General features: G+C 67.2%; 12 protein-coding genes. 5 read left to right on the forward strand and 7 right to left on the reverse strand.

Annotated features, from left to right (window positions below; all coding sequences use genetic code 11):
* Positions 1 to 57 precede the first annotated feature (57 nt).
* Positions 58 to 675: a TetR/AcrR family transcriptional regulator gene (locus MC375_RS02875; protein WP_242101765.1), complete on the reverse strand. Its 618-nt coding sequence runs from the start codon at positions 673 to 675 to the stop codon at positions 58 to 60.
* A 122-nt stretch (positions 676 to 797) separates the two neighbouring features.
* Between MC375_RS02875 and MC375_RS02880 the strand changes: the two genes are divergently transcribed.
* A complete protein-coding gene (locus MC375_RS02880) occupies positions 798 to 1,355 on the forward strand; it encodes a TetR/AcrR family transcriptional regulator (RefSeq protein ID WP_242101766.1) in 558 nt (185 codons plus the stop codon).
* A gap of 114 nt (positions 1,356 to 1,469) precedes the next feature.
* Here MC375_RS02880 and MC375_RS02885 read toward each other — a convergent pair whose 3' ends face one another.
* A complete protein-coding gene (locus MC375_RS02885; protein WP_242101767.1) occupies positions 1,470 to 2,195 on the reverse strand; it encodes a hypothetical protein in 726 nt (241 codons plus the stop codon).
* 104 nt (positions 2,196 to 2,299) lie between these two features.
* Here MC375_RS02885 and MC375_RS02890 point away from each other — a divergent pair, with 104 nt between their 5' ends.
* The 4 genes from MC375_RS02890 to MC375_RS02905 all read left to right on the forward strand — a co-directional run bounded on the left by MC375_RS02890 (position 2,300) and on the right by MC375_RS02905 (position 7,225).
* On the forward strand, positions 2,300 to 3,709 hold the full coding sequence (locus MC375_RS02890) for a winged helix-turn-helix domain-containing protein (protein ID WP_242101768.1): 1,410 nt from the start codon (positions 2,300 to 2,302) through the stop codon (positions 3,707 to 3,709).
* A gap of 455 nt (positions 3,710 to 4,164) precedes the next feature.
* Positions 4,165 to 4,431, forward strand: coding sequence for a hypothetical protein (locus tag MC375_RS02895; RefSeq protein ID WP_242101769.1), 267 nt, complete (start codon positions 4,165 to 4,167; stop codon positions 4,429 to 4,431).
* Between the two features lie 152 nt (positions 4,432 to 4,583).
* Positions 4,584 to 5,264: a L,D-transpeptidase gene (locus MC375_RS02900; protein ID WP_242102938.1), complete on the forward strand. Its 681-nt coding sequence runs from the start codon at positions 4,584 to 4,586 to the stop codon at positions 5,262 to 5,264.
* A gap of 428 nt (positions 5,265 to 5,692) precedes the next feature.
* The gene (locus MC375_RS02905; RefSeq protein WP_242101770.1) at positions 5,693 to 7,225 is read left to right on the forward strand and encodes an alpha/beta fold hydrolase; all 1,533 of its coding nucleotides are present in this window, start codon (positions 5,693 to 5,695) and stop codon (positions 7,223 to 7,225) included.
* Between the two features lie 36 nt (positions 7,226 to 7,261).
* Here MC375_RS02905 and MC375_RS02910 read toward each other — a convergent pair whose 3' ends face one another.
* From MC375_RS02910 to mddA, 5 genes are all read right to left on the reverse strand, one after another.
* The gene (locus MC375_RS02910) at positions 7,262 to 10,180 is read right to left on the reverse strand and encodes an EAL domain-containing protein (protein WP_242101771.1); all 2,919 of its coding nucleotides are present in this window, start codon (positions 10,178 to 10,180) and stop codon (positions 7,262 to 7,264) included.
* Positions 10,181 to 10,276: 96 nt separating this feature from the next.
* On the reverse strand, positions 10,277 to 11,338 hold the full coding sequence (locus MC375_RS02915) for a serine hydrolase (RefSeq protein WP_242101772.1): 1,062 nt from the start codon (positions 11,336 to 11,338) through the stop codon (positions 10,277 to 10,279).
* A gap of 75 nt (positions 11,339 to 11,413) precedes the next feature.
* Positions 11,414 to 12,232 carry an AraC family transcriptional regulator gene (locus MC375_RS02920; RefSeq protein ID WP_242101773.1) on the reverse strand — a complete coding sequence of 273 codons (819 nt, stop codon included), beginning with the start codon at positions 12,230 to 12,232 and terminating at the stop codon, positions 11,414 to 11,416.
* A gap of 14 nt (positions 12,233 to 12,246) precedes the next feature.
* Positions 12,247 to 13,017 (reverse strand): hypothetical protein, encoded by a 771-nt coding sequence (locus MC375_RS02925; protein WP_242101774.1) that lies wholly within the window; start codon positions 13,015 to 13,017, stop codon positions 12,247 to 12,249.
* A 167-nt stretch (positions 13,018 to 13,184) separates the two neighbouring features.
* Positions 13,185 to 13,961, reverse strand: a complete 777-nt coding sequence (mddA, locus tag MC375_RS02930) for a methanethiol S-methyltransferase (RefSeq protein WP_242101775.1) — start codon at positions 13,959 to 13,961, stop codon at positions 13,185 to 13,187.
* Positions 13,962 to 14,002 lie beyond the last annotated feature (41 nt).

Raw genomic sequence — 14,002 nt, forward strand, 5'->3', positions numbered from 1 at the left:
GGGATCCCATCTTCCAACTAGTGACCAAATTAGTCAATAGTCACTAATGCCTATTCATCATGGAGACAGGCTGCGGAGCACCAACCCAGACAGCCGGGCGGGCGCCTCGTCGGTAGAGTCAAAGCTGTGCTGCAGGAGCAGCGGGTTGAGGTAGGGGCGCATGACCAAGTAGATCGCCGCGGTGGTCTCGTCGAGTGGGGTCTTGCGCTCGAAATCCCCGGTTTGCCGGCCTTCCTGCAGGATTTCCTGAAGCAGCGCCTGGATCCGCTCCTCATACGCGAGTGCTGCCTGCCAGCGCTCGCTGGCCGCCGAAGCTGCGATCTCGTAGAGCTTGCGATCCTGGAAAAGCAGACGAAGACTCGCCTCGACAATCGCCTTGAACATCCGTCGCAGCTTCTCGGGCGGCCTTTCGGCCTCGTCCACGGCGGCCCTGACCTCGGTCTCGATCTGCTGCAGGCAGTTGGCGCAGATCATCTCGCCGATGGCCTGCTTGGACTCGAAGAACTTGTAGATATAGGCCTTCGAAAAACCAACCGCCTTGGCGAGGTCGGAGACAGTCGTTTTCTCGTAGCCATACCGGCTGAAGTGCTCGGTCGCTGCCGCGACGATCTGATCCCGGACGTCGTGATCAGCCGGGCCGCGGCCAGAAACTGAATAAGGGGTTGGGGTGCTCATGGCTCTAGCCTACCGCGTGCCTTTGGCGCGGACAACAAGTGACCATTATGTAATATAGTCACATTGTGAAATCGTACAGCCTCCCGGAAAAGCCACAGCGAGGACAAAGGGGACGCAAGCGCATGTTGCGGCCCGCCATCCTGACTGCGGCGATGGGATTGTTCGCCCAACGCGGGTTCGAGCAGCCCACCATGGACGAAGTGGCCGAGGCGGCGGGGGTGCGGAAGGCCACGCTTTATTCGTACTTCGACGGAAGGGCCTCATTGATCGATGCGGTGATCGACAGCTGCCTGCTCGATCTGCCCGCACTGCGCTCCACAAATGGGGCTCTCCCGCTGCGCCGACAGCTCTTCGACGTCAGTCTTCAACTGCAGGACCTGGCGGCGCATCCGGCAGCCGTTTCATTGATCCTTGCAGGGCAGCGGTTGTCCGCGGAGCAACAGGCCGCGTGGCGGAGGCGGTATGAAGAGTTCGAACGTTTCCTTTCCGGACTCCTAGAACGTCATCGCTGCTGCGAACAGCCTAGGCAAGTAGCACAAGCGTTCCTGCTTCTGGTGATCGGCGATCTGCGCCCGAGATCTGCGGCCCAGCGTACCGTCGTCGACACGCCAAGAGTCGCGCAGGCGGTAGACCTTCTTTTGCGTGCCTATCCTCAGCGATGGAGTTCAGGGGACTGCTGATTCATGTAATACACGCAAACTCGCTCAAGCAGCTCTCGCGATCGTCACTGTTGTGATGGTCGAGCAAATGCTTCCACCGGAAATGTCCCTGACACCATTTTTCGTCGAAACTTCCTATGAACCGAACATCGAGTGCGCCAGCCGCGCCACCTGCTCCCCGATCGGGAAATACCACTCGCTGCGTCCGATCATGATTCGCAGCGGCCACGACGCGATGATCACGAGGCCGCCAATCACATAGGCGGGATGCACGACTCGGTGCCTGCGCCAGTCGTGTACGAGGCAGGCGGCGACGAACAGCGCCGCGCACAACGGGATCAGAAGGTCACGATGCGGCTGCATGTCGAGCAGCCGCAGAATGCGCGCCGTAGCCGGGCTGATCGACGCGATGAAGCCCAGGATCATGAATCTCCGATGCAGTCCCGGCCGACGGCGCCAGGCGATGCCGAGCGCGATGAATACTGCGAACAGCCCGATCGAGGTGAACCCGACGATGGAGAACTGCGGCGGTGCCACCCCCGAGGGGCTGACATGGTTCGAGATGGCAGTCTGGAAGACCGACAGTACGCCCACCGCTACGACGATGCCGGCAAAGATCGCGCTCGCGATCCCAAGCTTGCGGTGCAGGTCGACGCGATGGGCGGCGACCAGACCCACCTGCGCGAGGAAGAGTGCCATCCAGACGGTGAACACGACGGCGTGCACATGCAGCAACGTCGTGAGCGGCGGCGGAGCGGTCAGGATGCGCAGGTAGTAGCTTGGAGCAAAGCCCACGACGACGAAGACCACGAGTGCCAGCGCGATCAGCAGATAGAACCGGAGACTCAGGACGGCGGCCATAGAGGAACTCCTCTTGGAATGGACACCTTCACATTGGCCTTTCGGAACACCTTTAAGCCATTAACCGGCCCTTGGATCGCCCTTACTTCTTTATTATTCGGTCCGTGGAACAGCGAGCCCTGCAATTCGACGGCTGGACGGTGGATCGCGTCTCGGGCGAGATCTCGCGCGACGGGCGCATGACCCGGCTGCCACAGCAGCCCCTGCGCGTCCTCATCGAACTTACCGACCGGGCGGGCGAGGTCGTGACGCGCGAACAACTCGTCAAAGCGCTGTGGCCGCGGGGAGTCGTCGACTTCGACAACGGGCTCAATGTAGCGGTGCGCAAGTTGCGCGTCGCGCTCGACGACGTCGGCGACACACCGCGGTACGTGGAGACTCTGCCGCGCGTGGGCTACCGCTTCATCGGAAAGCTGGCCACGGCGGTGCCGGCAGCCGCGATCGACTCGACACCGGTCCGCTCCGCGCGCGGTATGTGGCTCCTGCTGGCGTTCGCAGTCGTTGCGTTGGCTGCGGGCCTCAGTATCTTCTGGTTCAGCGAGCGCAGAGCGGGCGGAGCGCGTCACATCCCCAGCGCCCGCGCAGAGGAGCTGTACGTCGAGGGCATGCATCAACGTTCGCGACGCGACGTCGACGCGACCGCGCTCGCACTCGCCAAGCTCGAAGAGTCGATCAAGGAAGATCCGCAATACGCTGAGGCATGGGCGGGTTACAGCCGCACGCTCACGGGCGCAGTCGTGCGCCAACTGATGACGCCCGCGGACGGGCTGCCGAAGGCGCGCGCAGCGGCCGAGCGTGCCCTCAGGCTCGATCCAGGAGTTGCGGATGCGCACGTAACCTTGCTCCACATCCACATGGACTTCGACAAGGACTTTGCCGCGGCGACACGGGATCTGGAGAAGGGGCGGCAGCTGGGCCTCAATACCGCCAGCTTCTGGCACTACTCCGCGATGTGGCATGCCCAGCAAGGGCGGGTCGAGGAGGGGCTCGCGGACATGCGTCGCGCCCGGGCCCTGGAACCGATGACCCTGCTGCTCTCGTCCAACTACGCGCTGATCCTGTTCAACGCGCGCCGCTACGATGAGGCGATTGCGCTACTGGCGCCGATCATTGAAGCCAACCCCGGGTTTGACACGGGTCGCAGCGTGCTCGCGCGGGCACTCACGGCCACAGGCCGTTTTGACGAAGCACTCGCGCAGCTGCAGGCACGCAAGGTCGTCGGCGCGTGGCAGGGCGATCTCGGCGTGCTCTACGCGAAGATGGGCCGGCGCGAAGATGCGCTGCGCGAGATCGCGCGGCTTGACGCGTTGCAGAGTCGCGGGTTCGGCGAGTCGTACGAACTCGCGACAATCCGGGCGACACTTGGGGAGCTCGACCTGGGATGTGAGTCGCTGGCACGCGCGCTTACCGACGGGTCGTTCCTAGTGAACTGGATGAGGCTCGACCCGCGTATGGATCCACTGCGCGGGCGCCAGTGCTTCACGGACGTTGAGAAGAAGCTCTACGGAGAATGAAAAGGGGACTGGTTCAAATCCGTTTTCATTTCCCGAATAGGATTGCCACTGGACGCAGGGCTTCTCTAGGGCAATGGTGCTAGGGACACTTCTAGGAATGTTACTAGCCGGCGGCATGGACGCACTAACCACTTTCGACTCGAGGCGAAAGCCGACCTGACCGCGCAAAGTCCGTCTCGGCGTCGAACCGCATGGCTTCTCTCGCGACGGCACGCATGTGGCTTTCCGCATGACGATGCATCTGGCCCTGCTTACAGCGGCACTGCTGGTCAAGGTTGTGATGGCCGATCAAATGCTGGGAGTTTTCGTGGCGACTGATGGATTCAAGCCGCAACTCCCAGTGGTTGCCACCTCTTCACAGACAAGAGACGTATTCAAACCTCAGCTGAATGCGGGCCAAGACGCCGGCAAGAATGGTCGCTATATTTCGGATTCCCCCGACGAGGAGAAGTGGCATGTTTCTGACCAAGCAGCATCTGACGATGGCACGTGCGCTCGCCCTGGCGATCGCCACCCTGGGCCTTGGCGCCTGCGCCACCTATGACGACGAGTTTGCAGGGATCAACTCACGCCTCGATCAACTGGACACGCGGGTGCAGAGCGCGGCCCAGAGCGCCGAAGCCGCCAACCAGTCCGCGCAGCAGGCCAACCAGCGGCTGGATCAGATCGAGGGCCGCGTCCAGCAGCTCGAAGCGGCACCGCGCCGCGAGCCGCGCGGTTAGTCGCGCACAACCCGCGACGAACGCCCTGAACCGGAATCCGGTGGTCTTGCTGGCCACCGGTCTCGTATCTTCATTAGTCATTCGTTCCAAGGAACCGTCCCATCCGTACGCACACACACCCTGCGATCCGGGCCGTTAATGGTGCGCTGGCGCTGGCGCTGGCGTTCGCAAGCGTCGGCGTGGCCAGCGCCGAGGAGGCCGCCGCGCAACCGGTCGCCGCCGCCGACCAGCTTCCGCGAGGCCAGGATGTGGCGGGCACAGTGATCGAGCTCGCGGGCTGGGTTGTGGCAGCCAAGGACAACCAAGGCTATCCGTTCGCGGTCATAGACAAGGCCGCCGCACAGATCCTGGTATTCGACGGCGACGGCCGGCCTCGCGGCGCGGCCCCCGGGCTCTTTGGCTCGGCGACCGGCGACCATACGGCCCCCGGCGTCGCCGGCCTGGCGCTTCGCGAGATTCCGGGCCGGGATCGCACGACGCCTGCTGGTCGCTTTGTGGGCGGATTCGGTCCGTCGATCGACGCCGGGCGCGTGCTGTGGGTGGACTACGATTCCGCGGTCTCCATCCACCCTACCGCGACCGGCGTCCCGGCCGAGAGACGCGTCGAGCGCCTTGCATCGCCTTCGCCGGACGACAACCGCATCACCCATGGCTGCATCAACGTCTCGCCCGAGTTCTACGAGCAGATCATCCGTCCGACGTTCGAGCGGGGCGGGGTGTTCTACATCTTGCCGGAGGCGGCGCCGATAGCGGAGACCTTCCCGGAGTTCGCGCAAAGTCGCGAGACTACGCAACGCGACGACGGAGAACGCGCACAGGCCGCCCGCCACTGAAGGGCGCGTCGGCGTGTTGCCTTGGTGTGCGAGGCAGCGCAGCGGATGACGCCGCTCGTGGCACGGCTTCTTCTGCCAGTGCCCAGCACAATGTCGTGCCTTCCATGCAGCGGGGATCCGGTCAGGCGTCGCGTCTGATCTTGGCAGCTCCTCCACGCCACCCAGGTCCAGGAGCACGCGTCCTTGACTCAGGCATCCGTCTCCTCGGCATTGCTCCGTCCAGTTTGCTCAGCGAACCGGTCTGACAGTTCGTTCAAGCCGCCGCCGCTTCGCGGCTCAGCTTAATTCTGGTGGTTGGTCCATGCCCGCTTGTGGCCGGCAGCGGCCATCGACGCATGACCGCTTTCGAGGCGAGGTCAGCGTCTACTTGACCGTAAAACTCCCGTATCGGCGTTGAACCGCATGGCTTCTCTCGCGACGGTACGCATATGAACTTCCGCACGACGGTGCACCTGGGCCTGCTCGCAGCAGCAATGCTGTCTCCCATCGCCCATGCGCAGCCGGCGGGCAGCGAGGTTGCCGATGCGCGTCCGGCGCCGGCGGGTACGTACGCCAAAGTCGATTGCAAGTCCATCGACGTGCCGGATGCGGTAGGCGTGGAATGTGGGCGCTTGCAGGTGCCTGAGCGTCATGGCGCCAACAAGGCGGTGTCGCTGTCGCTGCCGGTGGTGGTGCTGCGCAGGAGCGGTGCCGAGCCGACCGACGATCCGATCCTTTACCTGCACGGTGGGCCGGGGATCGCCACGCTGGAGGTGGTGCCGGCGTGGCTGGAGTCGCCAACGGTCGAGGCCCTGCGCGCAGGAAGCGACCTGGTGCTGTTCGACCAGCGCGGCTCCGGCAAGTCGACGCCGGCGATCTGTCCCGAGTTCGATGCGGCGCTCGACAAGCTGGCGGCGGAAGCGCCCGGCGCCGCGATCGAGCTGCGCCGCAAGCGCGAAGCCGCCAGCGCGTGCCGCAAGAGCATGGCCGAGCGCGGCAGGGATCCGGCGGCCTACAGTTCCACCGCCATCGCGGACGATGCCGAGGCGTTGCGCCAGGCGCTGGGCTACCGGCAATGGAACGTGCTGGCCACGTCCTTCGGTTCGCTGCCGGCCTTCGAGCTGGCACGCCGGCATCCGGCGCGGGTGCGATCGATCATCTTCAACTCGGTATTTGCGCCCAATTCGCCCAACCGCGCCGAGCAGGTCAGTGCGCTGGCAGAGGGGCTCGGGGCGCTGCAGGCACGCTGCAACCTGGATGAGACGTGCCGCGCAACCTATCCGGACATGCGCAAGGATGCGGCCACCGCCATCGCCCGCTACGACCGCAGCCCGCTGAAAACCGCCGATGGCCAGGTGAGCGGATCGACATTCCTGGGCACCGCCTGGAACCTGCTGGTGCGGGGCAGGACCGCTGCGGTGGTGCCGGAGCTGCTGAAGCGGGCGGCGGCGGGCGACGACGCGATGGTGCTGAAGGTGGCGGGGCCTTTTTCCGGCCCGCACACGTTTGGCACCACCTCGTATGCGCAGAAATGGCTGGTGGAGTGTCATGACATCTACCCACGGCCGTCGGCCCCGGCGATCCGCAAGGCCGTGGTGGCGCATCCGGATCTGGCGCAGGACATGGAGCCGGACGAGCCGGACCAGGTCTGCGCAGCACTGCAGCCCGAGCAGGCGCCGGCCGCTTTCTTCGACGACACGCCGGTTTCGGTTCCGGCGCTGGTCTATGCCGGCGAATACGACCCGGCCACCCCGACCAGCGATGCGACCGCGGCGATGCGGATGTTGGCCAAGGCCACGCTGGTCAGCGTGGCGGGTGCGAGCCATTCGGCCATGGGCACCGACGACTGCACCCGCGGCATCGCGCTGCGTTTTCTCGACGATCCTACCGTCGACCCGGACATCTCCTGCGTTGCCGGCATGCCGGCGCCGGTCGTGCCAGGACCGGCCGTGTTCGACGAGTTCTTCAAGGCGCTGCCGTGAACTGAAGGCAAGCGTCCGCGCACTCGCGATCGGGCGCTAAACCCAATCCTCCACCGGCGCCGGCCTGCCGAGCAGATAGCCCTGCCCCAGGCGGCAGCCCATGGCGAGCAGGGCGTCGTGCTGGGCCTGGGTTTCGATGCCTTCGGCCAGGGCTTCCAGGCCGAGCGCCTGGGCCAGGGCCAGGATCGATGCGACCACCGCCTCGCTGTTGTCGCTGCCCGGTTCGCCCAGGCGCGCGACGAAGCTGCGGTCGATCTTGACGATGCGCAGCGGGAAGGTGTGCAGGTAGCTCAGCGAGGAGTAGCCGGTGCCGAAATCGTCCAGCGCCGCGGCCACGCCCTGGTCGCGTAGCCGGCCCAGCAGTTCGCGCACGCCTTCCGGGTCGTCGAGCAGCGAGCCCTCGGTGACCTCGATCACCAGCCGCGACGGCGCCAGGCCGGTGCGGGCGAGCATGCCGAGCAGGCGTTCGGAGAAGTCGCCATGGCGGAAATGCAATGGCGAGACGTTGAGGGTGAGATACCAGTCGCCGGGGCCGAGCCGGGTGGCGGCCAGCGCGCAGCTGTGCTCGAACATCCACCAGTCGATCGCCTCGATGTTGCCGCTGTCCTCGGCGACGCGCAGGAATTCGCCCGGCCCGATCAGGCCGCGGCTGGGGTGGTTCCAGCGGATCAGCGCTTCGTAGCCCTGCACCCGGCCGCTTTCCAGGTCCAGGATCGGTTGGAAGTACGGCACGAACTGGTCGCGCAGCAGGGCCACCCGCAGTTCGCCCTCCATCGCCAGCACGTCGATCGCATGTTTCTGCAGCGACGCGTCGAACAGCGCGAAGCGCTTGCGGCCCAGCGCCTTGGCCCGGTACAGCGCGACGTCGGCATCGCGCAGCACTTCGTCGGCATGCCGGTAACGGCTGTCGGCGATGGCGATGCCGATGCTGGCCGAGGGTTCCAGCTCCTTGCCGGCCACCTGCAACGGCGCGCCGATGTCCTGCAGCACGCGCTGGGCCACGTGCACGGCGGCGCTCACGTCGGGCAGGTCCTCCAGCAGGATCGCGAACTCGTCGCCGGACAGCCGCGCCACCAGGTCGGGCTCGCGCACGCACGCGGCCATGCGCAGCGCGATCTGCTTGAGGAAGTCGTCGCCGGCCAGATGCCCGAGGCTGTCGTTGATCACCTTGAAGCGGTCCACGTCGAGGTATAGCAGCGCGAACTGCCGCTCCGGTTCGCGCCGCTGCAGCGCCAGCACGCGTTCCATGCGCTCGCGCAGGTAGCCGCGATTGGGCAGATCGGTCAGCGCGTCGTGCAGGACCTGGTGTTCGAGCTGATGCTGGACGCGTTCGCGCTCCAGGATCTCCCGGCGCAGCGCCTGGGTGCGTTCCTGCACGCGCTGTTCGAGCTGGGCGAAGGCCCGCTGCTGGATCTGCGCGGTGCGCCGCCGGTTGAGGCTGTTGGCGATCTGCGAGGCGACGAACTGCAGCAGTTCCTGGTCCGCCGGTCCGTAGGACACCGCGCGGTCGTAGCTCTGCACCGCCACCACGCCGATCACCTCGTCGCCGACCAGCAGCGGCACCCCGAGCCAGCACACCGACGGCGTGCCCGCATCCTCCAGGGCCACCTCGCCCTGGCGCGCCAGCTCCATGATGTCCTCGATGTTGCCCAGCATCGCCTGCCCGTGGCGCAGCACGTATTCGCTCAGGCCCCGGCCCAGCGGGCGCGCGGTGCGACCCGTCCGCATGTCGTCGACGTAGTAGGGGAATTCCAGCATGGTGCGCTCCTCGGAGAGCAGCGCGATGAAGAAATTGCGGGCATTGATCAGCCCGCCGACCACGCGGTGGATGCTGCGGTAGAACTGCTCCTCGTCGATGTCGGCGGTGGCCAGCTGCGCGATCTCGAACAACGCCGCCTGCAGGCGCTCGGCGCGTTCGCGCTCGACGATCTCGGCCTGCAGGCCGATGTTGGCCTCGGCCAGTTCGGCGGTGCGCTGGCGCACGCTGCTCTCGAGCACGTCCTGGTGCTGCTTGCGCTCCAGCGCGGTGAGGATGTGGCTGCCGACGAATTCCAGCAGCGCCTGGTCCTCGGCCGAGTAAACGATGCCAGGCTCGTAGCTCTGCAGCACGATCGCGCCCTGGACCACCCCATCGCGCAGCATCGGCACGCCGAGCCAGTCGTAGCTGTCGGTGCCCAGGTAGTGCAGCGGCCCGGACACCTGCTGGCGCAGCTGCTCGGTGGGGCCACGCAGCGGCCTGCCGTCGCGCAGCAGGTACCAGGTCAGGGTGCCTTCGCGCTCGCTCAGCGGCACGTCGTCCGGCGGCTGGGGATCTTCCAGATCCACGTAATAGAGGAAGCGGAAGCTCTGGCGCTCGTGGTCGAGGCGGACGATGTAGCAGTTCTCCGCGTACATGAGCGAGCCGACGATGGCGTGGATGCCGCGCAGCATCTCCGGCATGTCGTGGTCGGAGCCGGCCAGGTCGGCGATCGCGAACAGCGCGCGCTGCAGCTGCTCGGAGCGCGCGAGCCCGGCGACCGACTCGCGCAGGGCTTCGGTCGCCAGCGCGCGCTGCAGCAGCTGGTCGGCCAGGTGCAGCAGCGATGGCCAGTGATCGGGCAGGTGCTGCGCCGGCGGCGGCGGGGCGAAGTCGAGCAGCAGCACGGCCGGGTCGCTCTGCGCGGACAACGGCAGGGCGAGCTGGCTGCCGTCGGCCGACCATTGCGCCGTCTTGCGCGCGGCCGCCGCCCGGGCCCGTTGAACATCGGCGGCCGACGCGTCGGCAGGTTCGCTTTCGGGCTGTTCCAGGCCCAGCGCCCACAGCAGCCGGGCATGGGTGCAGTCGGGATGGGTGCGGGCGAACCGCAGGACCTGCGCGGCGAGCGCGTGCGGCGTCTCCGCTTCGGCGAACGCGCACGGCCAGTCCGGCTGCGCGAGCAGTTCGGTCAGGGTGGCGCCGGCGCTGGACGGGGTCATGCGCATGCGGTTTACCACATGCAGGGCTTGCGGGCTGTCAGATGGCACGAAAGAGCCGGCTGGCCGCGCGCCGTGTCACAGATTCACCGCCTCCGGTCAGCTCCCCGGAATGCCGGGCAGCACCTGCTCCATCAACAGCTTCGCCGTGAGCCGGTGCGGCTGCTGCACGTCGTAGTTGGTGGTGGTGATCACCACGACCACGCGCTCGGCGGGGAACACCTGCACCGAGTTGCCGCCCGCGCCGTTCATGGCGAACGACTTCCAGACCTTGTCGCCCACCGGGAACTGCATCAGCCACCACAGGTAGCCGTATTCCACGCCATCGTCGACGCGGGCGTGGGCGGCGGTCGACGCGCGCACCCAGGCTTCGGGGACCAGGGCTTTGCCGTCGTGCCTGCCGCCGTCGAGGTAGAGCTGGCCCAGGGCCAGCAGGTCGCGGCTGCGCAGGCCCAGGCCGCCGCCGGCCTGCGGCAGGCCCAGCGGGGAGAATTGCCATTGCGGCTGGTCGATGCCCAGTGGCGCGAACAGGCGGCGCTGCGCATAGGCATCCAGTCGTTCGCCGACGGCCCCCTGGATCGCCGCGCCCAACGCGGTCACGCCGGCGGTGCAGTAACGGAAGTTGCGCCCGTACGGCGACTGCGCCGGTGTCGGCATCCACGCCGGAAAGCCCTGGATCGGCAGGTCGAGATAGAACTTCACCCAGTCCTCGACCAGGTACATGCGTTCCTCGTTGCCGCGCGAGTACTGGTTCTCGTCATGGCATTCCAGCAGCGAGGACATGGTCATGACGTCCTCGAAGGTGATCTTGGCCTTGCGCGGATCGTCGTTCTCGATGGGCCTGGCGTAATCCAGGTACGGCAGCAACGGCGCCTGCGCATCCGGCAGCTTGCCGTCGGCGATGGCCAGGCCCACCAGCATCCCGGCCACGGTCTTGGTCGCCGAGCGGGTGTTGCGGCGGGCTTCGGCGCCGCCGTCGTCGAAGTAGTGCTCGTAGAGGAGCTTGCCGTCGCGGGCGACCAGCACGCTGGTGATCTGTTTGAAGTCGCCGGCTTCCACTGCGCGGGTCAGCCCGTCGAAGCCTGCGGCTGCCTCGGCGGCGTGGGCGATCGGGCTCAGTGCAAGGAGGCAGGCGGGCAGCAGGGTGCGGAGCAGTTGCATGGGCGGTCCATCGTGAAGGCGCGCGTACCCTAGCAGCCGCGGCGGTACCCGGCTTGTACGTTCTGAACCTGCCGCTCAGGCCAGCGCGCGGTACTGCGCCGGGGTGCAGCGGTAACGGCGGCGGAAGGCGTGGGTGAAGTGGCTCTGGTCGACGAAGCCGCAGGCGGCGGCGACTTCGGCCAGGCTCGTGTGCCGGTCGTGCAGCAGGCCGATCGCCCGCTCCATCCGGCAGTGGCGCAGGTACTCGCCGGGCGAGCACCCGTAGCGGCGGCGGAAAGCGCGCGCGAAGTAGACGGGATGCACATCCGCGGTGCACGCCAGCGCGGATAGCCGCGGGGTGTGGATGCAATCGTCGTGCAGCTGTTCGCGCGCGCGTTCGAGCCAGGCCGGGCCGTCGCGATGCTGCACGCGCTGCGCCAGTGCGGCGGCGTCGAACAGCGCTTCGACCCCGGCTTCGATCACCAGCGGCGACGCGCTGTCCCAGCCGCGCAGTTCGCGCCACAGCCCGGTGGCCTGCACCAGGCCGGACAGTGACAGTTGCAGCGCATGTCCCGGCAACGCGCGCTGCTCGGTCGCCGATCGCCAGAGCGCGGCCGGAATGGACAGGGTGAAGAAACGGCCGTCGAGCCCGCGAAAGCAGTCGCGGTGGGTCGTGCCCGGCGGATTCAGCACCAGCGCGCGGGTATTGCAGACGGCGGGCATGCCTCGTGCGCTGCTGAGGTAGTTGCCGTCGAGCAGCAGCAGGAAGTGCGCGTCGTCGTGGGTGTGGGTTTCGACCTCGTGCTCCGGCACCGTCGGCCGCAGCTCGGCGAGCGCCAGGTCGCCGACCTGGCGCCGCTCGCGATAGTCGCCGTAGAAGCTGCCGTGTCCGAACTGGAGGCCGGCCGGTGCCATGCCCGCGCCGTCGATCAATTCGCCTTGCGGTACAGGTGCACGAAGCGGTCGGTCTTGCCGCGGATCGCCGGATCGAACACGTTCTTGCTGCGATCGTCGGCGGCATTGCGCAGCACCGGAAGTTCCGCTTCCAGGGCGAGCCCGTGCTGCTTGAAATCGGCGATCGCGAACTGCTCGTCGATGCGGTGCAGCGTCTGCGCGGCGCTGCTGCCGGTGCCTTGCTTGGCGCTGTGGTCGACCACCAGCAGCACGCCTCCTGGCTTGAGCGCGCGCGCGATCTGGTCGAGGAACTGGCCGGCATCGATCTTCGGCGGGTCCGGCTTCTTCTCGTCCACCCAGTACAGGTCGTGGTACGACATCACGATCACCGCACCGTCCAGCACGTTCTCGCCCATGCCCAGCGCCTCGCTCGGCCCGACCACGTGCCGCACGTTCGGCAGGCGTCCGTCCGCCAACCGCTTGGCGAGGCCTTCCTTGCCGAACGCGTCATAGCGCTCATCGTTCACCAGCAGCACCTGGCCCTGCGGGCCGACGATGCCCGACAGGATCTCGCTGTAGTAGCCGCTGCCGGCCAGGATGTCGGCCACGGTGTCGCCCGCCTCTAACTTCGCCAGCGCCAGCACTTCGGCCGGCTTGTCGCGCGCATCGCGCTCCCGGTCCTCGGCCGAACGCGAGGAGCTGGCCAGCACCGCGGCGATGTCGGGCGATGGCGACACCCCGCCGCCGCTGGCGCAACCGGACACGGTGGCAAGGGCGATGCAGGAGGCGAGCAGCAGCTGGCGCATGGCGGACTCCGGACGGCGGGGGTCCGCGGATCATGCGCCTCCGGTGGCGCTGGGCACGGGCCGGAGGTCATGGATCGGGTGCGATCACGGCATCGCCGGTGACCTCGGCGTGCGGGGCGGTGGCCCGCACGGCGCGCACCGCTCGACGTCATCCTCCGATGACAGGGTCAAAGGCGTGGTGCAGCGGATCCCAGGCCGCCGTGCACCGGCCTGCCCTTGGGCAGCGGCAGGATCATCGGCACACGGCGCTGGTAGTCGCGGTAGGTGTCGCCGTATTGCGCGATGAGGTCGCGTTCCTCCAGGAACTTCACTGCCACCAGGATGTAGCCGGTAGTCATCAGCGCGAACAGCAGGTGGCCCAGGCTCATCGTCGGTGTGGCCCAGAATGCGATGAGGAAGCCGAGCATGATCGGGTGGCGGACGATCCGGTACAGCGCGCGCACCACGAACGGCGCGTGCGGCGCCGGACCCTGCCCCCGCGCGTGGCGCCAGACCTGGCGCAAACCGAACAGGTCGAAGTGGTTGATCAGGAAGGTGCTGGTGAGCACCAGCAGCCAGCCGATCGCGGACAGCGCCAGCAGCGCGATCCGCGCAGACGGCTCCTCGACCTGCCAGAGCGCCGGCGTCAACGGCCGCCACTGCCAGAACAGGAGCGCGAGCACCAGACTGCTGGCCAGCACATAGGTGCTGCGCTCCACCGGCGCGGGCACGATGCGCGTCCACCAGCGCTTGAACGCGGGCCGCGCCATGCCGCTGTGCTGGACCGCGAACAGTCCCAGCAGGGCCAGGTCGATGGCCAGCGCCAGCGGCAGCGCGGTCGGCACGCCGTTGTCGATGTGCTTGGGCACGCCGATGCCGGCGACAAAGGGGATGGCATACAGGAAGGTGGCCAGGAACACCGCGTAGCACGCGGCGCCATACAGCAGGGCAAGCAGGCGGGACATGGGGGATCTCCGGGGACGCAACGGCGCGACAGATGCACCGT

The organism is Lysobacter sp. M2-1 (assembly GCF_022662495.1).
In the GTDB taxonomy this organism is placed as follows: Bacteria; Pseudomonadota; Gammaproteobacteria; order Xanthomonadales; family Xanthomonadaceae; genus JAKPBU01.